21 protein-coding genes are annotated in these 20,724 nt (G+C 65.2%); 15 read left to right on the forward strand and 6 right to left on the reverse strand.

The features are described 5' to 3' along the window. Positions 1 to 462, forward strand: a 462-nt coding sequence (locus ACLV74_RS11675) for a sensor histidine kinase (protein ID WP_411879564.1), incomplete at its 5' end; no start/stop codon positions are given. Between the two features lie 9 nt (positions 463 to 471). Further along, the gene (locus ACLV74_RS11680) at positions 472 to 1,098 is read left to right on the forward strand and encodes a response regulator transcription factor (protein WP_411879565.1); all 627 of its coding nucleotides are present in this window, start codon (positions 472 to 474) and stop codon (positions 1,096 to 1,098) included. A gap of 3 nt (positions 1,099 to 1,101) precedes the next feature. Here ACLV74_RS11680 and ACLV74_RS11685 read toward each other — a convergent pair whose 3' ends face one another. After that, on the reverse strand, positions 1,102 to 1,245 hold the full coding sequence (locus ACLV74_RS11685) for a hypothetical protein (RefSeq protein ID WP_175456146.1): 144 nt from the start codon (positions 1,243 to 1,245) through the stop codon (positions 1,102 to 1,104). Between ACLV74_RS11685 and ACLV74_RS11690 the strand changes: the two genes are divergently transcribed. Further along, positions 1,193 to 2,431: a murein transglycosylase A gene (locus ACLV74_RS11690; protein ID WP_411879566.1), complete on the forward strand. Its 1,239-nt coding sequence runs from the start codon at positions 1,193 to 1,195 to the stop codon at positions 2,429 to 2,431. The two genes, ACLV74_RS11685 and ACLV74_RS11690, sit on opposite strands and share 53 nt — an antisense overlap. 29 nt (positions 2,432 to 2,460) lie before the next feature. Beyond that, entirely contained in the window at positions 2,461 to 2,787 is a 327-nt protein-coding gene (locus tag ACLV74_RS11695; protein WP_411879567.1) for a hypothetical protein, read from the forward strand. Positions 2,788 to 2,806: 19 nt separating this feature from the next. On the opposite strand, the gene ACLV74_RS11700 is transcribed toward ACLV74_RS11695, so the two are convergent. Beyond that, a complete protein-coding gene (locus tag ACLV74_RS11700; RefSeq protein WP_411879568.1) occupies positions 2,807 to 3,466 on the reverse strand; it encodes a hypothetical protein in 660 nt (219 codons plus the stop codon). Positions 3,467 to 3,574: 108 nt separating this feature from the next. Between ACLV74_RS11700 and ACLV74_RS11705 the strand changes: the two genes are divergently transcribed. After that, a complete protein-coding gene (locus ACLV74_RS11705; protein ID WP_411879569.1) occupies positions 3,575 to 3,970 on the forward strand; it encodes a hypothetical protein in 396 nt (131 codons plus the stop codon). Positions 3,971 to 4,012: 42 nt separating this feature from the next. On the opposite strand, the gene ACLV74_RS11710 is transcribed toward ACLV74_RS11705, so the two are convergent. After that, complete coding sequence (locus tag ACLV74_RS11710; RefSeq protein WP_411879570.1) at positions 4,013 to 4,486, reverse strand: Lrp/AsnC family transcriptional regulator; 474 nt, start codon at positions 4,484 to 4,486, stop codon at positions 4,013 to 4,015. 193 nt (positions 4,487 to 4,679) lie between these two features. Here ACLV74_RS11710 and ACLV74_RS11715 point away from each other — a divergent pair, with 193 nt between their 5' ends. The 6 genes from ACLV74_RS11715 (at position 4,680) to ACLV74_RS11740 (ending at position 14,542) form a co-directional block, all read left to right on the forward strand. Then, positions 4,680 to 4,841 carry a hypothetical protein gene (locus tag ACLV74_RS11715; protein ID WP_411879571.1) on the forward strand — a complete coding sequence of 54 codons (162 nt, stop codon included), beginning with the start codon at positions 4,680 to 4,682 and terminating at the stop codon, positions 4,839 to 4,841. Continuing rightward, complete coding sequence (locus ACLV74_RS11720) at positions 4,838 to 8,404, forward strand: indolepyruvate ferredoxin oxidoreductase family protein (protein ID WP_411879572.1); 3,567 nt, start codon at positions 4,838 to 4,840, stop codon at positions 8,402 to 8,404. The genes ACLV74_RS11715 and ACLV74_RS11720 overlap by 4 nt, the downstream gene beginning before the upstream one ends. A gap of 231 nt (positions 8,405 to 8,635) precedes the next feature. After that, positions 8,636 to 8,977 carry a preprotein translocase subunit YajC gene (gene yajC / locus ACLV74_RS11725; RefSeq protein ID WP_411879573.1) on the forward strand — a complete coding sequence of 114 codons (342 nt, stop codon included), beginning with the start codon at positions 8,636 to 8,638 and terminating at the stop codon, positions 8,975 to 8,977. 115 nt (positions 8,978 to 9,092) lie between these two features. Continuing rightward, on the forward strand, positions 9,093 to 10,970 hold the full coding sequence (gene secD, locus ACLV74_RS11730) for a protein translocase subunit SecD (RefSeq protein ID WP_411879574.1): 1,878 nt from the start codon (positions 9,093 to 9,095) through the stop codon (positions 10,968 to 10,970). A gap of 38 nt (positions 10,971 to 11,008) precedes the next feature. Further along, entirely contained in the window at positions 11,009 to 11,962 is a 954-nt protein-coding gene (gene secF, locus ACLV74_RS11735; RefSeq protein ID WP_411879575.1) for a protein translocase subunit SecF, read from the forward strand. Positions 11,963 to 11,989: 27 nt separating this feature from the next. Continuing rightward, on the forward strand, positions 11,990 to 14,542 hold the full coding sequence (locus ACLV74_RS11740) for a DUF1631 family protein (protein WP_411879576.1): 2,553 nt from the start codon (positions 11,990 to 11,992) through the stop codon (positions 14,540 to 14,542). A 63-nt stretch (positions 14,543 to 14,605) separates the two neighbouring features. On the opposite strand, the gene ACLV74_RS11745 is transcribed toward ACLV74_RS11740, so the two are convergent. The 3 genes from ACLV74_RS11745 to ACLV74_RS11755 all read right to left on the reverse strand — a co-directional run bounded on the left by ACLV74_RS11745 (position 14,606) and on the right by ACLV74_RS11755 (position 17,661). After that, complete coding sequence (locus ACLV74_RS11745; protein ID WP_411879577.1) at positions 14,606 to 15,121, reverse strand: DUF494 domain-containing protein; 516 nt, start codon at positions 15,119 to 15,121, stop codon at positions 14,606 to 14,608. Between the two features lie 90 nt (positions 15,122 to 15,211). Beyond that, a complete protein-coding gene (gene dprA, locus ACLV74_RS11750) occupies positions 15,212 to 16,333 on the reverse strand; it encodes a DNA-processing protein DprA (protein WP_411879578.1) in 1,122 nt (373 codons plus the stop codon). A gap of 104 nt (positions 16,334 to 16,437) precedes the next feature. Next, positions 16,438 to 17,661 (reverse strand): LysM peptidoglycan-binding domain-containing protein, encoded by a 1,224-nt coding sequence (locus tag ACLV74_RS11755; RefSeq protein ID WP_411879579.1) that lies wholly within the window; start codon positions 17,659 to 17,661, stop codon positions 16,438 to 16,440. Positions 17,662 to 17,902: 241 nt separating this feature from the next. Between ACLV74_RS11755 and def the strand changes: the two genes are divergently transcribed. The 4 genes from def (at position 17,903) to ACLV74_RS11775 (ending at position 20,581) form a co-directional block, all read left to right on the forward strand. Further along, positions 17,903 to 18,424 (forward strand): peptide deformylase, encoded by a 522-nt coding sequence (gene def / locus ACLV74_RS11760; RefSeq protein ID WP_411879580.1) that lies wholly within the window; start codon positions 17,903 to 17,905, stop codon positions 18,422 to 18,424. A gap of 84 nt (positions 18,425 to 18,508) precedes the next feature. After that, complete coding sequence (gene fmt / locus ACLV74_RS11765) at positions 18,509 to 19,495, forward strand: methionyl-tRNA formyltransferase (RefSeq protein WP_411879581.1); 987 nt, start codon at positions 18,509 to 18,511, stop codon at positions 19,493 to 19,495. A 7-nt stretch (positions 19,496 to 19,502) separates the two neighbouring features. Beyond that, entirely contained in the window at positions 19,503 to 20,249 is a 747-nt protein-coding gene (locus ACLV74_RS11770; protein WP_411879582.1) for an AzlC family ABC transporter permease, read from the forward strand. Next, complete coding sequence (locus ACLV74_RS11775) at positions 20,246 to 20,581, forward strand: AzlD domain-containing protein (protein ID WP_411879583.1); 336 nt, start codon at positions 20,246 to 20,248, stop codon at positions 20,579 to 20,581. The genes ACLV74_RS11770 and ACLV74_RS11775 overlap by 4 nt, the downstream gene beginning before the upstream one ends. The last annotated feature ends 143 nt before the right edge of the window (positions 20,582 to 20,724 follow it).

Genomic DNA, 20,724 nt, shown 5'->3' on the forward strand with positions numbered 1-20,724 from the left:
AAGCTCGGCGTGCGCGTCGTGATCGAGGTCGATGAAGCCTGCGAGCGCGTGTTGTGCGACCGCACCATGGTCGAGCAGGTGCTGCTCAACCTCTCGCGCAATGGCATGCAGGCCATGCAGGGGCAACTGGAAGGGGCGCAGCTTTCCCGCGGCGCCGCCCTGCCCGAAAAAGTGCTGACCCTGCGCATACGGCCCGCCGCGTCCAACGCGCACAGCCGCTGGGTCGAGTTCGCGGTGATAGACCGCGGCGAGGGCATCGCCGGCGACGTCGCCGAGCGGCTGTTCACGCCTTTTTTTACCACCAAGGAAGAAGGCATGGGCCTGGGCCTGAGCCTGTGCCGTACCGTGATAGAACAGCACGGCGGCTTCCTCGGGTTTGAGCCGGCCGAGCCGCAGGGCACGATTTTCAGTTTCACCCTGCCCGCGGCGCCAGCCGGGGGCGCCGGGCCAGCGCGAGCTTGAAGGACATCCATGGAACCCATCCACAATGCCACGGTCTACATCGTCGACGACGACGCCAGCGTGCGCGACGCGCTGGCCTGGCTGCTGCGCTCGCGCCGGCTGCTGAGCGAGACTTTCGACAGCGCCGAAGCGTTTGACGCGCGGGTGTCCAGGCAGTTCGAGGTGCGCTCGCCGTCCTGCGTGCTGCTGGACGTGCGCATGGCCGGCCTGAGCGGATTGGCCATGTTCGAGAAGCTGATCGGCTACGGCCTGCTGCCGACCTTGCCGGTGATTTTCCTGACCGGCCACGCCGACGTTCCCACCGCCGTCGATGCCGTCAAGCGCGGCGCCTTTGATTTTTGCGAGAAACCTTTTTCGGACAACGCCCTGGTGGACCGCATCGAGCAGGCGCTCAACCATTCCGCTGCGGCGCTGGCGCAGCGCAGCGAGTCCACCGGCCTGCAGGCCCGCATCGACGGCCTGACCGAGCGCGAGCGCGACGTGATGCGGCTGGTGGTGGGCGGCCTGCCCAACAAGCTGGTGGCCGACCAGCTGGACATCAGCGTGCGCACGGTGGAAGTTCACCGCGCGCGCGTGTTTGACAAAATGGGCGTCAAATCGGCGGTGGAGCTCGCCAACCTGTTGCGCAACCTGTAGCCTTTACTTTTTGTCGGACTCCGCGTCGGGCGCGGGCTGTTCCGGGTCCTTCAGTTCACCGTTTTTCCGGCCTGAGAACATCGTCCACCACACAATGAACACCAGCAGCAGCAACGCCCCCAGGGCTTCCAGCAAAAGTAAGGCCATGATATTTCCTTGGATTCCGTCAGTACGCGCCGCGCAATCCATGCGTCTGGCGCAGCTTGCGCCGATTATCGCCACCGCGGTGCTGCTGGCCTCCTGCGCCAGCCCGCCTCTGCCGCCTTCATCGGCGCCGGCCGGGGCGCCCGCGGCCGCCGGCAGCCGCCCCGGCGATTCGGGACCCCTGCCCGCGCCCATGGTGCAAGGCAAAAGCCGCTGGGTGGCGGTCCGCTGGGCCGAACTGCCGGGCTTTGAGGACGACCAGCTGTTCGAGGCCTGGAACGCCTGGCTCAAGAGCTGCGAACGGCCCGGCCCGGTGTTTGCGCCGCTGTGCGGGGAAGTCCGCCGCCTGAGCATCGCCTCGGCCGAAGAGCAGCGCAATTGGATGGTGGGCCGGCTGCAGCCTTACCGCGTCGAGACCCTGCAGGGCGCGCCCGACGGGCTGCTGACCAGTTATTACGAACCCGTGCTCAAGGCCAGCCGCCAGCCCGGCGCGGGCTACGAGGTGCCGCTGTACCGCCCGCCGGCCTCGCTGGGCAGCCGCAAGCCGTGGTATTCGCGGCAGGAAATAGACACCCTGCCCGAAGCAAAGTCCGCCTTGAGGGGACGCGAGATCGCCTGGCTGGCCGACCCGGTTGAGGCCATGTCGCTGCACATCCAGGGCTCGGGCCGCCTGAATTTGACCGAAGCCGACGGCTCGCAGCGCACCGTGCGGGTGGCCTATGCCGGCTCCAACGAGCAGCCGTTTCGCAGCGTCACCCAATGGCTGCTGGACCAAGGCGAAGGCCGCATGACAACGCCCTGGGTTGAATCGACCAAGGCCTGGGCCGCGCGAAACCCGCAGCGCGCGCAGCAGATGCTCTGGAGCAACCCGCGCTACACCTTCTTCCAGGAGCAGCCCCTGAGCGAGTTCGACGCGGCCTTCGGCCCCAAGGGAGCGCAGGGCGTGGCGCTCACCCCGGGCCGCTCCATCGCCGTGGATCCGGGCAGCATTCCCTACGGAACGCCGGTGTGGCTGGCCTCGCGCGGCGGGGCCGGCAGCCTGCAAAAGCTGGTGCTGGCGCAGGACACCGGCAGCGCCATCGTGGGCGCGGTGCGCGCCGACTATTTCGCCGGCACCGGGCCCGAGGCCGGCCAGCTGGCCGCGCGCATGAACCAGCCGCTGCGGCTGTGGGTGCTCTGGCCCCGCTGACCCTTCATCAAGTCTTTCAAGGAGCGATCATGAACAGGCCATGGAATATGAGCGCGATGCTGCTGGCGGCAGCGACCGTGGGCGGCTGCGCGGGCGGCAACTGGCAAGGGGCCGGCTCGCTGTACCGCTGCGAGCACGGCATCGAGTTCCGGGTGAAGTTCATCGACGACACCGCGGTGCTGGACGGCTCCGGCGGCAACGACGTGCTCCAGCGCGACGCCGGCGGCCAGGGGCCGCAGCAGACGGTCTACAGCAACCCGCGCATGCGGGCTGAATTCGGCTTGGGCACCGGCGGCCGTGAGGCGGTGCTGCGCTATCCCTTGCTGCCGCTGGTGGCGCGCTGCGTGCGCGACTGATTCGGGCGGCTTCGCCTTCCTAGCGTACCGAGAGGCGAACTTCCACCCGCATTCCATCCCGGCGGGTGGACTGCCGGCTGTCGGCGATGCCGTTGCTGCTGCCGGCGCCGGCATCGTCCGATTCGGCCACGGTGACCCATTCCCCCAAGCGCACGGACAGCGAGGTGCTGACGGACGATGAGGACAGGGGCGCCATCGGCGACGCGCCCGAGCGGCCGGCCTGCCCGGCGGCCAACTCCAGTTCCACGCTGTCGCCGCCGTACCAGAGGGGCCGGGCCGAAAAGCCGCTGTTGGCCTCGATGAACACCGTGCCGGCCTGGCGTGCCTGCACCAGCCGCAGGGGCTGGCTGTTGCCCAGGTTGATGTTGGCGCTGCGGCCGTTGAGCACGAGCACGCGCTGCACCAGGTCGCGCGCATCGCTGCGCTGGCTGTCCTGGGCCGTGATGACGGCGTTGGCGCCCGAGCGGCCAGCTTGCAGGACGACGCCGCCCTGCGCGCCCAGGGCGCTTTGGGACTGCAGGCTGTTTCCCGCCTGGCGCACCTCGATCTGCAGGTTGCGCAGGGGCAACACTTCGGAGCCGGGGCCCGGATTGGCCGTTGCCTGCGCCATCAGGCAGGCCGGCGCGAGCATGAACGGCGCCAGGCATAAGGCAGAAAGGACGTTTCGGAATTTCGTCATGGCAAGCTCCAGGGTGGCAAGGCAGGCTAACATCGTACTGAAGTCAGTTGCCCGCCCGCCGTTTCGCGCCATCAAGGCCGTGAGCGCTGCGCCCAACCCGTGATCCCCATGAGCCCGAAACTAAAAGTCGTCACCTGGATTGTTGGCATTGTTGCCGCGTACGCCGTCAGCGTCGGCCTTGGTGCGTATCGCATCACGTCGGCGGGCATGTTTCCGCTCGCCGAGAAAGGCCTGGCGGCCTACCTGGTTGCCGGGAACTCAAGTGAAGCCAACAAGCCGATTTACTTTAAATGGTGGTCTTCCTGGTATTTCAAAAACCATCCTTCGGACGGATGGGCGGAGTTTTTGCTTTGCACCTCTTCGGCTGATTGCCATAAGATCATCGCCTACACGGACTTCGGCCGGTGGCAAATCAATGTTGACAGCAAGCTGGTCAACACGGAGCAGTGGATCGTCATGCCCGACGGCAAGCTGGTGAATGCCGAAAAGCCGCCCCGCAAATAGAAGGCTTAAGCGAAAAGGCCTAAGCGCTTGCCGGCGGCGGTACTAGCTTAAGTGCCCCAGCGGCAACGCACTGCTGGCCTTGACCTCACCCAGTGAAAAACTGGTGTGCAGGTCTTTCACGTTCGGCAGGTTGATCAGGTTCTGCAGCGCGAACTTGCTGAAGGCCTCCAGGTCCTGCGCCACCACCTGCAACTCGAAAGTGCCGGTGCCGCTGATGTAGTGGCAGGACACGATTTCCGGCAGTTTCTTGATGGCTTCTTCCAGCTGGCGTGTGGCGTCGCCGCTGTTGCGATCGGCGTCCAGCCGCACAAAGGCCAGCACGCCCAGCCCGATCTTGTGGCGGTTGATCTCGGCCCGGTAACCGGTGATGAAGCCCGACTCTTCCAGCGCCCGCACGCGCCGCCAGCAAGGCGCGGCCGACAAACCCACGCGCGAGGCCAGTTCGGTGTTCGTCAGGCGCGCATCCAGCTGCAACTCCTTCAGGATTGCGATGTCAAACTTATCTAATGTTTCCATATTGGCTATTTTGCAGCAAGATCCTTTCTAAAACCATGCTAAATGGGGCAAACAAAGCAAAGACATATCAAGACTTGCGGCATACACTTTGCATGCATATAAAGATATAGAGGGCCGGCCCTAACCGGGCCTGAAGCCTCTCAGACAACTGCCCACAAGGCGGTATTAAAAACAGTCCCTGGAGACCCACGACATGAACGCGCCCCTACCTGAACATATTCGCAAGGCCCTGGAAACCGTCACCCTTGACGAAAACCCGCAAAGCGGGTTTCGCCGAAGGCACAAATATTCAGGCGGCGAAGCCGGCTGTGCTGTATTTGTCGTCGAGCTTGTTCGCATGGGAGTTGCCGTATGAACGCTCCACTTCCTGAGCACATCCGCAGGGCGCTAGAGACCGTCACGCTTGACGACAAATACAGCCTTGAACACGGCCGCGCCTTCATGAGCGGCGTCCAGGCGCTGGTCCGCCTGCCCATGCTGCAACGCACGCGCGACGCCATCGAAGGCCTGAACACGGCGGGTTTCATCAGCGGCTACCGCGGCTCGCCGCTGGGTGGTTACGACCAGGCACTGTGGGCCGCCAAAAAGCACCTGGCCGCGCAGAACATCGTGTTCCAGCCGGGCGTCAATGAAGAACTGGGCGCCACGGCCGTCTGGGGCACCCAGCAGCTGGACCTGTACCCGCAAAGCAAAAAATTCGACGGCGTGTTCGGCATCTGGTACGGCAAGGGCCCCGGTGTGGACCGCTGCTCGGACGTCTTCAAGCACGCCAACATGGCGGGCACCGCAAAACACGGCGGCGTGATCGCCATTGCCGGTGACGACCATGTGTCCAAGAGCTCCACCGCCGCCCACCAGAGCGACCACATCTTCAAGGCCTGCGGGCTGCCGGTGTTCTTTCCGTCCAACGTGCAGGACATCCTGGACATGGGGCTGCACGCTTTCGCCATGAGCCGTTTTTCGGGCGTCTGGTCGGGCATGAAGACCATTCAGGAAGTCGTCGAGTCGTCAAGCTCCGTGCTGGTCGACCCGGACCGCGTGAAGATCATCCTCCCCGAGGATTTCGCCATGCCGCCCGGCGGCCTGCACATCCGCTGGCCGGACGCGCCGCTGGAGCAGGAAGCGCGGCTGATGGATTACAAGTGGTATGCCGCGCTGGCCTATATCCGCGCCAACAAGCTCAACTACAACGTCATCGCCGGCCCCAAGGACCGCTTCGGCCTGATCGCCAGCGGCAAGGCCTTCAACGACACGCGCCAGGCGCTGGCCGACCTGGGGCTGGACGAAGACACCTGCCACCAGCTGGGCATACGCCTGCACAAGGTCAACGTGGTCTGGCCGCTGGAGGCCACCATCACGCGCGACTTCGCCCAAGGCCTGCAGGAAATCCTGGTGGTGGAGGAAAAACGCCAGGTTATCGAATACCAGATCAAGGAAGAGCTCTACAACTGGCGCGCCGACGTGCGGCCCAATGTGCTGGGCAAGTTCGACGAGCCCGAGGGCGATGCCTCGGGCGGCGAATGGGGCCGCTCCAACCCGAGCGACAACTGGCTGCTGCGCGCCAAGGCGGACCTGACGCCGGCCATCATCGCCAAGGCGATCGCCAAGCGCCTGAAAAAGCTGGGCGTGCCGGCCGACGTGATCGCACGCATGGACGAGCGCCTGGCCGTGATCGAGGGACGCGAGCGCGCGCTCGCCGAAGGCAAGTCCGACACCGGCGAGCGCGCCCCGTGGTTCTGCAGCGGCTGCCCGCACAACACCAGCACGCGCGTGCCCGAGGGCTCGCGCGCCGTGGCCGGTATCGGCTGCCACTACATGGCGACCTGGATGGACCGCTCCACCTCCACCTTCACCCAGATGGGCGGAGAAGGCGTGACCTGGGTGGGCCAGGCGGCGTTCACCACCGACGAACATATTTTTGCCAACCTCGGCGACGGCACCTACTTCCACAGCGGGCTGCTGGCGATACGCCAGGCCATCGCCTCGGGCGTGAACATCACCTACAAAATCCTCTACAACGACGCGGTGGCCATGACGGGCGGGCAGCAGGTCGGCGAGCGGCCCGAAGGCCACTCGGTGCTGCAGATCATGCAAAGCCTGCGCGCCGAAGGCGTGGCCAAGCTGGTGATCGTGACCGACGAGCCGCAGAAATACGACGGCGCGCCGCTGCTGGACGGCGTGACGGTGCACCACCGCGACGAGCTGGACCGGATCCAGCGCGAATTCCGCGAACTCAAGGGCACGACCGCCATCATTTACGACCAGACCTGCGCGACGGAAAAACGCCGCCGCCGCAAGCGCGGCACGCTGGTGGACCCGGAAAAGCGCGTGGTGATCAACGAGCTGGTCTGCGAAGGCTGCGGCGACTGCTCGGTGCAGTCCAACTGCCTGTCGGTGGAGCCGCTGGAAACCGAATTCGGGCGCAAACGCCGCATCAACCAGAACACCTGCAACAAGGATTACTCCTGCGTGAAGGGCTTTTGCCCCAGCTTCATCACCGTCGAGGGCGGGCAGCTGAAAAAGCCGAAGAAGGAAAAGAAGGGCGCGCCCAGCAGCCTGTTCGCGATTCCTGAACCCGTGCTGCCCGTGGCCGAACACGCCTGGGGCATCGTGGTGGGCGGCGTGGGCGGCACCGGTGTCATCACCATAGGCCAGCTGCTCGGCATGGCGGCGCATATTGAAGGCAAAGGCGTGGTCACCCAGGACGCGGGCGGCCTGGCGCAAAAAGGCGGCGCGACCTGGAGCCACATCCAGATCGCCAACCGGCCCGAAGCGATTTACACCACCAAGGTCGACACCGCCAAGGCCGACCTGGTCATCGGTTGCGACCCCATTGTCGCCGCCAGCAAATACACGCTCACCGTCATGCAGCCGGGCCGCACCTATGTGGCCATGAATTCGCACGGCACGCCGACGGCGGCGTTTGTGACGAATCCGGGCTGGCAGTTCCCCGGCGGCAACTGCGAAAGCGCCGTGACCGCCGCTGTGGGCGCAGACTTGCTGGGCAGCTTCGATGCCGAGCAGGTGGCGGTGCAGCTGGTGGGCGACTCGATTTACACCAACCCGCTGATGCTGGGTTTTGCCTGGCAAAAGGGGCGGGTGCCGCTGTCGCATGCCGCGCTGATGCGTGCCATCGAACTCAACGGCGTGCAGGTCGACAACAACAAGGCGGCTTTTGAGTGGGGCCGTCGCTGCGCGCATGACCTGGCCTCGGTGCAGGCGCTGTTCAAGGCGGCGCAGGTCATCGAATTCGTGAAGAAACCCGCCCTGGCCGAAATGCTGGCCAAGCGGGTCGACTTCCTCACGGCTTACCAGAACGCCGCCTACGCCCAGTCCTACCAGTCCTTTGTCGAGCAGGTGCGGGGCGCCGAGGCGGTGCTGGGCAAAACGACGCTGACCGAGGCCGTTGCGCGTTACCTCTTCAAACTGATGGCCTACAAGGATGAGTACGAAGTGGCGCGCCTGCACACCGACACGGCTTTCCTGGGCAAGGTCAACGCCATGTTCGAAGGCGACTTCAAGCTCCACTACCACCTGGCGCCGCCGCTCATCGCGTCGAAAAACGACAAGGGCGAGCTGCAGAAGAAGCAGTTCGGCCCCTGGATGCTGGGCGCGTTCAAGGTGCTGGCCCGCCTGAAGGGCCTGCGCGGCACGCCGCTGGATGTGTTCGGCCGCACGGAAGAGCGGCGCACGGAACGCGCCTTGATCGGGGAATACAAGGCCAGCCTGCAGGAAGTGCTGGCGGGCCTGACGGCCGAAAACCACGCGACGGCCGTCGAAATCGCCCGGATTCCCGAAATGATCAAGGGTTACGGCCACGTGAAGGCGCGCCATCTGGCCGCCGCGCGTCCGCAGTGGGCCGCGCTGATGCAATCCTTTCGTACGCCTGGAGCGACCGTCCAGCGGAAAGCGGCCTGAGTCCAGGCCCTTGCCGGGCGCCCGCCCGGCAACGCTTTCCCGGGCGCGCCGGCCCCGCCGCGGGGTCGGCAACGGCGCCCCCCCGCGCAAACCCGGCTTGAAAAGCCCCTGGAGCGCGCCAGTTACCCCCTTCCACGAGGGTCTCGCCGCATACAATCGTGGACTTCTGTGCGCTGTCCATGCTGGACGGCGCGCGCGCCAGTGTGTCTTTAATATGTTGTGGAGTCAGCCGTGTTCATTTCTTCCGCCTTTGCCCAAACCGCTCCTGCCGCCGCCGCCGATGGCGGCATGATGTCCTCGCTGACGGGCATGCTGCCCCTGGTGCTGATGTTTGTCGTGCTGTATTTCGTCATGATCCGCCCGCAGATGAAAAAGCAGAAAGAGCATCGCACCATGATCGAGGCTCTCGCCAAGGGCGACGAAGTCGCCACCGCCGGCGGCCTGCTCGGCAAGGTCACCAAGCTGGGCGACGTTTACCTGACCCTGGAACTGGCCCCCGGCGTGGAAGTGCAGCTGCAGCGCAGCGCCATCATCCAGGTGCTGCCCAAGGGCGCCATCAATCCGGCCAAATAAGGCCACCGGGCCCCTATGAAAACTCATACGGGTCCACGGTATATCGGGGCCGCTGCCGTTACCGCATGAGGCGGCCGCCCCTTTTGTTCATTTGTCCACCAGGAACAGCCCTCCCATGAATCGTTATCCGGCCTGGAAGTACGCCATCATCGTGGTCGCGCTGCTGATCGCGGCTTTGTACACGTTGCCCAATTTCTTCGGCGAAGCGCCCGCCGTTCAGGTGTCCAGCGTCAAGTCCACCACCAAGGTCGACACCACGACCATGGCCAAGGTCGAGCAGGCCCTGAAAGACGCCGGCATCGCGGCCGAGGCCATCACGCTCGAAGGCACGTCGATCAAGGCGCGTTTCGGCGACACCGACACCCAGCTCAAGGCCAAGGATGCCGTCCAGAAGGCCCTGTCGCCCGACGCGAACGACCCGGCCTACGTAGTCGCTCTCAATTTGCTGTCGCGCTCGCCCGCGTGGCTGACCTCGCTGCATGCCTTCCCGATGTACCTCGGCCTGGACTTGCGCGGCGGCGTTCATTTCATGCTGCAGGTGGACATGCAGGCCGCGCTCACCAAGCGGGCCGAGTCCCTGGCCGGCGACATTCGCCTCTCCATGCGGGAAAAGAACATCCGGCACAGCGGCATCAGCCGCAACGCGCAGACCATTGAAATCAAGCTACGCGATTCCGAGACCCTGGCCTCGGCCAAGGCGCTGGTCCAGGACCAGTTCGCCGACCTGCAGACGACCGACGCGCCGGACGGCACCGAATACAAGCTGACGGCCACCATCAAGCCCGAAGCCGCGCGCCGCATCCAGGACCAGGCGCTCAAGCAGAACATGGTGACCCTGCACAACCGGATCAACGAACTGGGCGTGGCCGAGCCGGTGATCCAGCAGCAGGGCATAGACCGCATCGTCGTGCAGCTGCCCGGCGTACAGGACACGGCCAAGGCCAAGGACATCCTGGGCCGCACCGCCACGCTGGAAATGCGCCTGGTGGACGACAGCGCCGAAGCCCGCGCAGCCGCAGGCAACGCAGGCGCCGTTCCTTTCGGCGATGAGCGCTTTTTCGAACGCAACGGCCAGGCCGTGATCGTCAAGAAGCAGGTGATCCTGACCGGTGAAAACCTCACGGACGCGCAACCCGGCTTTGATTCCCAGAACCAGCAGCCCAAGGTGGATCTCACCGTCGACGCCAAGGGCGGGCGCATCATGCGCGACACCAGCCGCGAAAATCTCAAGAAGCGCATGGCCATCCTGCTGTTTGAAAAGGGCAAGGGCGAAGTCCTGACGGCGCCCGTCATCCAGGGCGAGCTCGGCAACCGTTTCCAGATTTCCGGTTCCATGAGCGTCGTCGAAGCCAACGACCTGGCGCTGCTGCTGCGCGCCGGCTCGCTGGCCGCGCCCATGGAAATCATCGAAGAGCGCACCATAGGCCCTACGCTGGGCGCCGACAACATCTCCAAGGGCTTTCACAGCGTGTCCTGGGGCTTTGTCGTGATCGTGGCCTTCATGGCCTGCTACTACATGCTGTTCGGCCTGTTCTCGGGCCTGGCCCTGGCCGTCAACCTGTTGCTGCTGGTGGCGGTGCTGTCCATGCTGCAGGCGACCCTGACCTTGCCCGGCATGGCGGCCATGGCGCTGGCGCTGGGCATGGCCATCGACTCCAACGTGCTGATCAACGAGCGCGTGCGCGAGGAGCTGCGCAGCGGGGCATCCCCGCAGGCGGCCATTCATGCGGGCTACGAGCGTGCCTGGGCCACCATCCTGGACTCGAACATCTCCACGCTGATCGCCGGCCTGGCCTTGCTGGCCTTCGGTTCCGGCCCGGTCCGGGGCTTTGCCGTGGTGCATTGCATCGGCATTCTGACGAGCATGTTCTCGGCGGTGTTTTTCTCTCGCGGCCTGGTCAACCTCTGGTACGGCCGCCAGAAAAAACTCAAATCGGTTTCCATCGGCACCGTGTGGCGGCCCGCCGCGTCCGGCGCCGTGGCAACCAAGTGACCACGGCCTCTTTTTCCTGAGTTTCCCAAGGACCCCAGATGGAATTCTTCAAAATCCGGCGCGACATTCCGTTCATGCGGCACGCCTTGATCTTCAATGCCATCAGCTTTGCGACCTTCGCGCTGGCCGTGTTCTTCCTGCTGACCCGAGGCCTGCACCTGTCGGTGGAGTTCACCGGCGGCACGCTGATGGAAGTGAACTACACCCAGGCGGCCGACGTCGGCAAAATCCGCGATACCGTCGCCGGCCTCGGGCTGAACGACGTGCAGGTGCAGAATTTCGGGAATTCGCGCGACGTGATGATCCGCCTGCCGGCCCAGAAGGGCGTCAGCACGGCGCAGCAAAGCGACAAGGTGCTCGCGGCCCTGAAAGCCGCCAGCCCCGACGTGACGCTGCGCCGCACGGAATTCGTCGGCCCGCAGGTCGGTGAAGAGCTGGCCCACGACGGGCTGAAGGCGCTGGCCATGGTGGTGTTCGGCATCATGGTTTACCTGGCGTTCCGTTTTGAGTGGAAGTACGCGGTGGCCGCCATCATCGCCAACCTGCACGACGTCGTCATCATCCTGGGCTTCTTCGCGTTCTTCCAGTGGGAGTTCTCGCTGGCCGTGCTGGCCGCGGTGCTGGCGGTGCTCGGTTACTCCGTCAACGAATCGGTGGTGATTTTCGACCGGATCCGCGAGAACTTCCGCCGCTACCGCAAGATGAACACGACCGAGATCATCGACAACGCGATCACGTCGACCATCAGCCGCACCATCATCACCCACGGTTCCACACAGATCATGGTTCTGTCCATGCTGCTGTTCGGCGGCCCCACCCTGTTCTATTTCGCGCTGGCCCTGACCATCGGCATCCTGTTCGGCATTTATTCGTCGGTTTTTGTGGCCGCCGCGATCGCCATGTGGCTGGGCATCAAGCGGGAAGACCTCGTCAAGGCGCCGGCCAAAAAAGGCGAGGATCCGAATGACCCCAACGCAGGGGCCACGGTGTAAGCTATAGCCTAATCATGCAGGGCGGTCGTGGCTCCAAGTAACAAAAAGAACGGTTTTCTGGTCCAGCAGGCTCGCGCGCTGTTCACGGAGCGTGCCGCACGGATATTGCCGGCACTCGCCAAGACCGTTCAAGACCGGCTGTCCGCGCTGGTCGACCAGCCGGGCAGCGCCCGCGACATGCAGGATCGGCGCGACGGCTGGATGGCTTTCCAGAAAAGCGGCAGCGCTTGGGTTCGCGGCACCACCACCGCATGGGCCAATGCGCAGACCCTGCCGGCCGCCAGTTCGGGCTCCAGGTTCGCGGACAGCGGCAAATTCGAATTGATGGGCAATGACGTGATGGAGGACAAGATCCTGGCCTCACGCCTGGCCCTGCGCCTGCTGGATTTTGCGAGTTGGGAACTCAACGATCTGCGGCTGCGTATCCAGAGCCTGGAAGGCATCCCGGAATTGCACAAGCAGGACATCCTGCGCCCTGAAATGCTCGCGCAGCACCTGGTCGAGCAATGGAGTCTTGCTGGCCTGCCGCGGGAGACCTGGGTCGCAGTCCAGGCGGATATCCAGAAGGAGATGGGCGAGCACCTTCTCGAAACCTATCACGCGACCAACGAATTCCTGGTGCAGCAAGGCGTGATGGCCGAAATTGATCTCAGGCCGCTGGTCAAGCGCACGCCTTCGGCTGTTGTCGGCGCGGGCGCTGCAGGAAAAACGTCCGCTGAGTCCCCTCGCGGCAAAGCCTCGCATGGCGGCAATGGAAGCGGTTTTGATGATTCCGCGAGCGGTATGGGCGGCCCCACGGGTTCGTCGGGCGTTCGCGGCTCCGGCTCCGCCCATGGGGGCGGCCGCGGCGCTGCGCCGGGAGGGTCCAGGTTCGGCGCCGAATCCGGCGGCAGTGGCGGACGGAGCGGCGGTGGCGCACCGAATTCAGGCGCCGGCCGCGCTGCGCGCGGCGGCGCGGGGCCGCAGGGTGGCAACGCCGGCGAAAACCCCGGCAAGGCGAATGTGGCCAGGAGTCACGAGGCGACAGGCCCGGGCAACCAGGTCTATGACGAAACCCGCATGCAGACCGCCACCACGCCGCTGGCGCGGGCGCGCATGCGGGCGCAAGGCGTGATGGGGCAGCTCAAGCGCCTGCTGACAAACCAGGTGGCGGGCTTTGACGACACGCGGCCGAACCAGGCCTCGCCGCAGCTGGTGCAGGCCATGGCCAGCGCGGAGCGCGCGGAAGAAAAGGGCGCCGACCGCACCTTGCTCGCCGATGCGCAGGGCCAGATCTACGGCCAGGCGCATGTGGACCAGGCCGTGGGCGCTTTGCGGGAGCGCGCCGGCAAACTCAAGGAAGCCGCGTCCACGTCGTCCGAAAAAGCCACGATTGAAATCGTCGCCCTGATGTTCCAGAGCATCCTGGCCGAAGACCGCATCCCCGCGGTGGTTCGTGTCTGGTTCGCACGGCTTCAAATGCCTGTGTTGCGCGTGGCGATTTCCGAACCCGAATTCTTCGAATCGCTCCAGCATCCCGCTCGCCGCCTGATAGACCGCATGGGTTCCTGCGTGCTCGGCTTCGACGTCACAGTGGCCGGCGGCGTCCTCGAGTCCGAAATCAAGCGTGTGGTGCAGGTGATCGAGCAGTACCCCGAAACCGGGCGCCGCGTGTTCCAGCTTGTCTATGACGAGTTCGACAAATTCCTGTCCAGGTTTCTGTCGGAGCACGGTAGCGTCGCCCGCGTGGTGAGCATCGCCCAGCAGGTCGAGCAAAAAGAGACCATGACCATCCAGTACACCATTGAGATGCGCAACATGCTCAATGACATGCCGGTCCGCGACGAGATCCGGGAGTTCCTGTTCAAGGTGTGGGCCGAGGTGCTGTCGATAGCCGCCATGAAGAACGGCGCGCAGCATGAGGAAACCCTCACGCTCAAGCGCGCAGCCGCCGACCTCGTGTGGGCCGCCAGCGCCAAGCCGAACCGCAACGATCGCGCCCGCGTCATCGCCGACCTGCCCAAGCTGCTGCAGCTCTTGCGCCTGGGCATGTCCATGCTGGGCCTGGGCATCGCCGACCAGGACGCACACCTGAAAATCATCAGCGACACGCTGGCCGATGCCTTCATGTCCAAGACCGACGCAATCCCCGTGGAGCGGGTGGAGGAAATGGCCAAGCGGCTGACCAACCTCGAGGACTACCTGTCCGACGAGGATGTGGGAGACCTGCCGCTGGATACCGAGAGCCTGGTCACCATGATTGGCATAGATTCCGCCGACATCGAGGTGATTGCCGACGGCGGCAGCCATCCCACCGAGGCGATGCGCTCATGGGCCAAAGAACTCCAGCTGGGCTCGTGGTTCAGCCTGGACCACAACGGCAAGGTCAGCCATGTGCAGTTTGCCTGGTGCAGCGACCGCAAGCAGTTGCACCTGTTCGCCTCCACCGACGGCCGCAACTTCCTGATCCAGGCACGCCGGCTGGCCGCCTACCTGCAGGCCGGCCTGCTGGTGCCGACGGAAGAAGAAGCGTTGACGGTGCGTGCCACGCGCGACGCGCTGGCCAAGCTTGACGCCAACCCGGAGCGCCTGCTGGGCTAGTTCTGCCTCAGGCGTGGGTGCCTTCGTGGCGTGCGGTTGACGGTTGGAGCCGGGGCCCGGTGCTCAATGGGCGACGCGAAACTCCGTGTCATCGCACAGCTCGTCAAGCACCAGCGCATCGGGCTCTTCGCCGAAACTCCAGTACACCATGAGGACGATGATTTTCAGGTCGTCCAGCGTCACCGGGTCGCCGGGCGCCGCCATGGCACGGTCGATGACGATCTCGCGCATGTGTGGCGGCAGCACGCCGGAGGATTCAAGGAAGCTCACAAAGCCCAGGCTTTGCGCGCCCAGGTGGACCTGCTCGGCGACGGAATAAACACGCAGGCTGCCGGCGGATTGCGGCTGGATGGCGTGGGCCGCGACGGGAGCTTCACCGGTGTCCTGGAGGGATTTGGCCGGCAGGCTGATTTGCGTGCCTTGCGCCGCGACGTTCAGGCCGTCAAGCCAGACCAGGGCCGCCTGGATCTCTTCGGCGTCGAAGCCCGCCGCAGTGAGTTTGCGGCCCAGTCGGTGGAGTTCGGGGCAAGCGTCACCTTGCCAGTAATTCTCGTAGACGTACACCAGTACTTCAAACATGCACCCAATATAACGCAGATAAAGCCGGCCGTGTCAAAGCTCTGGCAAAGGTCTGACAAGGGTTTGAGTCGATGTGGAAATACGCCCGCGTCAGCCGGCCGCCAGGCGCTGAAAGAGGCCGCCCGGCAAGCGCACCACCTGACCGCACAGTTCGAGTTCAAGAAGCCGCCCCTGCAGACGCGCGGTGTCAAGCCCGGTGCGCGCCTGCAAGGCATCCAGGCTCACAGCGTCAAAGCCCAGGGCGGCGATGAGCGGATCGTCCGCGTCCGGCCCTGCTGCCGGCTCATCGTTGCCTGCCGCTTGCGGGCCCGCGGGAAAGTTCAGTTCTTCCAGCACGTCCTGCGCCACCTCAACCAGCTTGGCCCCCTGCTTGATCAGCGCGTGGCAGCCGCGGGACTGCGGTGAATGGATGGAGCCTGGGATGGCGAACACCTCCTTGCCCTGTTCCGCCGCGAGCCGAGCGGTGATCAGCGAGCCGGACTGAAGCGCCGCCTCCACCACCAGGGTGCCGCGGGACAGGCCCGAGATGATGCGGTTGCGCCGCGGAAAGTTGGCCGCCAGCGGTGGTGTGCCGATGGGGAATTCGCTGACGATCATGCCTTGCTGCGCGATCCGGTGCGCCAGCGCGAGGTGCTTTTTCGGGTAGACCCTGTCCAGTCCCGTGCCCACCACCGCAATCGTGTCGCCGCCGCCCAGCAGGGCGCCGTCGTGCGCCGCGCCGTCAATGCCCAGGGCCAGCCCCGACACCACGCAAAGCCCGGCGCTGCTGAATGCCTTGGCGAATTGCCGGGCATTGGCCTCGCCCTGCGGCGTCGGGTTGCGGCTGCCGACGATGGCGATGTTGCGCGCCGCCTCGCCGGCCGCGGCTTGCGACGGCTTGGCGCGAACGCCCAGCATGTAGAGCATCAAGGGCGGGTCTTCAATGTCGAGCAGGGCCGCCGGGTAGGCCGTGTCCCCCAGCGTGGCGACCTGCCGGTCGTCGCCGGCCTCCAGCCATTCCCGTGTGGCTTGCAGCAGGGCCGGCAGGCCCGGGGGCTCCGTCAGGATGGCTTTGGCAAGCTTGCTGGAGCCGAGTTGCGTGAGGGCCGCGGCGCTTTGGTCGAAGACCGCCTGGGCCGACCCAAAAGCAGCCAGCAGCTTGCGTGCGCCGTCGTTTCCCACGCCGGGCGAAAGGGTCAGGCGCAGCCAAGCCTGGAGCTCTTGCGTGTCCACGTCAGTCAGGGGGTCGAAGTTGGCCGGCTACCGGCAGGCGTGCTGTGCGGCGTGAGCGGCTGACGACGCCATGCGTCTTCAGGCCGCACCGCCAGGTCAGCGTCTTAGTTCGGGTTGGTGAAGCGGTCGCCGACTTTCACGCCGTCGGTGATCTGCAGCAGCAGCGCGTAGGAAAGGCTGTCGAAGGTGCGGAACACCATCAGCAAGCCGTTGCGTTCATTGGGCAGCTTGATCTGGGGCCGCGCGCTGTCGGTCTTGTCGGCGAGTTGCTCGCCGTCCTTGATGACGGCCATGACGTGGCCGCGTTCCACCCCGTCCCTGGCGCCGCGGTTGATCACCACGACCTGGTTTTCCGCCGCGTTTCCCACGGCGCTGCCGTAAATGGAGACGATTTGGCCGGTAATCGGCGAGGAGGGCGCGTGCGGCGCGTAGTTGCGCAGTTCCCGCGGGGGCTCGGGGAGCAGGCGGTCGCCCACCCGCATTTCCTCCTTGGTCGCCACGATGTCGATGGTGGCGGGAACGATTTCCGGTTTGGATTTTCCGTCCTTGCCTTCCACCTGCATGACGGATTCGCCGCGCATCAGTTCGGCCTTGCCGATGTACTGCGCTTCATAGCCCAGGATTTGCTGGGTGATCGGGTCTTTCAGGGGCGTGGCATTGCGGTAGACGCGGTAGTCCAGCGGCTGGCCTTTGGCGTCGCTCAGGGGCGTGCCGGTGGGCGTGCCGCCCACGTATTCGCCGCGCGCATAGGCGCGGTCGCCGCGGCTGAGCAGCACGCGCCCTTCCTGGGCTGCGACGATGCGGGGGGCTCTGGAGAAGGTGGCGTCGTCCACGAGGATGGCTTCCGCGAGGAACGGCTCGATGGCATTGGGCGACAAGGTGGGAATCGAGGCGTCGGCCAGGCTTTCATAACGGGTGCGGGGCGACACGCGCACCGTATCGGTCGGCGGGCCGTCGGTGGAGGCCTGGCGCGTGCGCAAGGTGGCACGGCCGCCGGTTTTGTCCAGGTAAAGGTGCTGCCCGGGATAGATAAGATGGGGGTTGCGGATGTCCTGCAGGTTCATTCCCCACAGTTCCGGCCAGCGCCAGGGGCTGCGGAGGAACATGCCGGAGATGGCCCATAGCGTGTCGCCGCGCTTGACGGTGTATTCGTCCGGGGCGTTAGGCGCGAGTTCGCTGAGCGGGACGCCCATCTGCGCCACTTGGGTCGCTGTTGCTTTTTGGCCCGGTGTGATGGGGAAATTCTGGGCATGCAGGCCGCCGGCGATGCCCAAAAGGGCAGTTGCGGCTATTGAAATTTGACTGAAACGACCAAAAATTGTTTGCATCTTTGTAGGCCTTCGGCGCTTTTAGGGAACTGGCACGGCGCGATCCGGAGCGGAACCGGGCAGAAAAGGCCGTGTCATATCTTGATAAATTACTAACGATTTTGTACCTAAGCCCTTGATTAAGCAACGAATCCGCGATTCTGGGAATATCAGGATGCTGAAAAACCAGGAAAAGTGGCGAAAATAGCGACACCGCCCCCTTTGCCCTTCTTTTCTCCTTGCCTTCCCCTTACCTTTGCCCATGAGCCAGCTGACCATTCTTCGTTATCCCGATCCCCGCCTGCACACGGTGGCAAAACCCGTGGCGGCTGTTGACGCGCGCGTGCGCAAGCTGGCCGACGACATGTTTGAAGCCATGTATGAAGCTGCGGGAATAGGCTTGGCCGCCACCCAGGTCGACGTGCACGAGCGGCTGATCACCATCGACGTCAGCGAAGAGCGCGACCAGCCCATGGTGCTGATCAACCCGGAAATCGTCTGGGCCAGCGAGGAGACGCGCGTCGGCGACGAAGGCTGCCTGTCGGTGCCCGGCATCTATGACGGCGTGGAGCGTTCCATCGCCATCAAGGTTCAGGCCCTGGACCTGGACGGCAAACTCCAGGTGTATGAGGCCGAAGGCATGCTGGCGGTCTGCATTCAGCATGAAATGGACCACCTGCTGGGCAAGGTGTTCGTGGAATACCTGTCTCCCTTGAAGCGCAACCGCATCAAGACCAAGATGATCAAGCAGAAAAAGGACGAGGAGCGCGAAGCCACGCGCTGAGCGCCTCCGGCCGGCTTGCCGGTTACGCGGGGCTTTGCCGCCGCAGATCCGGGATTTCCCTGAGACTCTTTAGAATCGGGCGCCATGCGCCTCATTTTTGCCGGTACCCCTGAGTTCGCCCGCGTGGCCCTCGAGCGATTGCACGCAGCCGGTTTTGAAATTCCCCTGGTCCTGACCCAGCCCGACCGCCCCGCCGGCCGCGGCATGAAGCTACAGGCCTCCCCCGTCAAGCAATGGGCCGAAAGCGCCCGCATCACAGTCGCCCAGCCGCGCAGCCTGCGGCTGGACGGCAAATTCCCCGATGACGCCGCTGCAGCCAGCGAGGCCATCATCGCCGCGCGCGCCGACGCCATGGTCGTTGCCGCCTACGGCCTGATCCTTCCCCAATGGGTGCTGGACACCCCCAGGCTGGGTTGCCTCAATATCCACGCCTCCCTGCTGCCGCGCTGGCGCGGCGCCGCGCCCATCCACCGCGCCATCGAGGCCGGCGACGCGGAGACCGGCATCACCATCATGCAAATGGACGCCGGGCTGGACACGGGCGACATGCTGCTGGTGGACAGGTTGCCCATCGCGGCGGGTGACACCACCGCTTCCCTGCACGACAGGCTGGCGGACCTCGGCGGCCGGCTCATCGTCGAAGCGCTGGAACTCGCGGCCTGCGGCGGGCTGAAAGCCACGCCCCAGCCCGTGGAAGGCGTGACCTACGCCCACAAGATTGAAAAACACGAGGCCATGGCGGACTGGACACAAGGCGCCGCCGTGCTGGAGCGCCGCATACGCGCCTTCAACCCTTTCCCCGGCGCGGCCGGCGTGCTGGCGGGGCAAACCCTCAAGTTCTGGCGCGCTGAAATCCTGGCCGGCGCGGCCCGGCCTGCCGATGCCGAGGCCGGCCAGGTGCTGGCCGCCGGCGCTGAAGGCATAGACATCGCCGCCGTGGACGGCGTGCTGCGCGTGAGCCGGCTGCAGAAAGCCGGCGGCAAGGCGCTGGATGCGGCCGATTTTCTGCGCGGCTTCGACATCCGGCCCGGCATGGTGTTCAGCCGGGCGCCAACAGATCAACAGGAATGAGGGTTTTGTGAAGACATTGTTCAAGCATCCGGAGTTCCGCGTGGGGGCCGGCGAACTCGCGGCGGTGGCGCCCGGCATTGCCGCTTGGGGCCTGATGACCGGCGTGGCCATCGCCAAATCGGGCATGAGCCTGATCGAGGTGCTGCTCATGTCCATCCTGGTGTTTGCCGGCAGCTCGCAACTGGCGGCCTTGCCCCTGATCATCGCCGGCGCCCCGATGTGGGTGATCCTGGCGACTTCGTTTTGCGTCAACCTGCGCTTCATGGTTTTCAGCGCCCACCTGCGGCCTTATGTGATGCACCAGAGCCTGTGGCGGCGCCTGCTCAACGGCTACGGCATGGCCGACCTCAATTACGTGCTGTTCACCAAGCGCTTTCCGCACCCGTCCACCGACCCGCTGGTCATTGCCGGACAAGAGGCCTATTGGGCCGGCAGCTGCGGCGTGAGCTGGGTCAGCTGGGTGGGCTCCACCCTGGTGGGCGTCGCGCTGGCCAATTCGATCCCGATCTCCTGGGGCCTGGGTTTCGCCGGCATCCTGGCGCTGCTGGGCATCATGTGCTCGCTGGCCACCACCCGGCTGCGCGTGGTGTCGGCCGGCATCGCCGGCGCGGCCGCCGTCGCCACCTTCGCCCTGCCGCTCAAGCTCAATATCCTGGTGGCCATCGCCGCCGCCGTGGCCGTCTGCCTCATGCTGGAAAAGCCGGCGCCTGCCAAACCCGCCGCGCCCGCGCCCGGCGCCGGAGACGCCGCATGAACGAAACCGACCTCTGGACCGTCGCCACCATCCTCGGCATGACGGCCATCACCGTCATCACGCGCAGCTTCTTTTTCCTGTCGGACAAGCCCTGGACCTTGCCGGCCTGGGCGCAGCGCGGCCTGCACTACGCGCCTATCGCCGCGCTGGCGGCGGTCATCGTGCCGGAAATGGTCATGAGCCAAGGCCACCTGATCGCCACCTGGAAGGACGCTCGCCTGTTCGCCGTTGTCGCGGGCACGGCATGGTTTTACTGGCGCCACGGCGTGCTGGGCACCATCCTGGCCGGCATGGCCGTGTATCTGCCGCTGCATATCCTTTTAGGCTGGTGAAATAGAGCCCCCACGCTTTTCACTTCGTGTAATACGCTGCCCCCCGAGGGGGCCGCTGCGCCTGAGGCCCGGCAAAGCCGGTTCCTCGGCCCTGGCTTGCTCTGAAAACCTCGCCCCTACAATTTAGGGCTTTGGCCCGTTGG

It is taken from the genome of Polaromonas sp. YR568, from assembly GCF_943369415.1.
Lineage (GTDB): Bacteria > Pseudomonadota > Gammaproteobacteria > Burkholderiales > Burkholderiaceae_C > Polaromonas.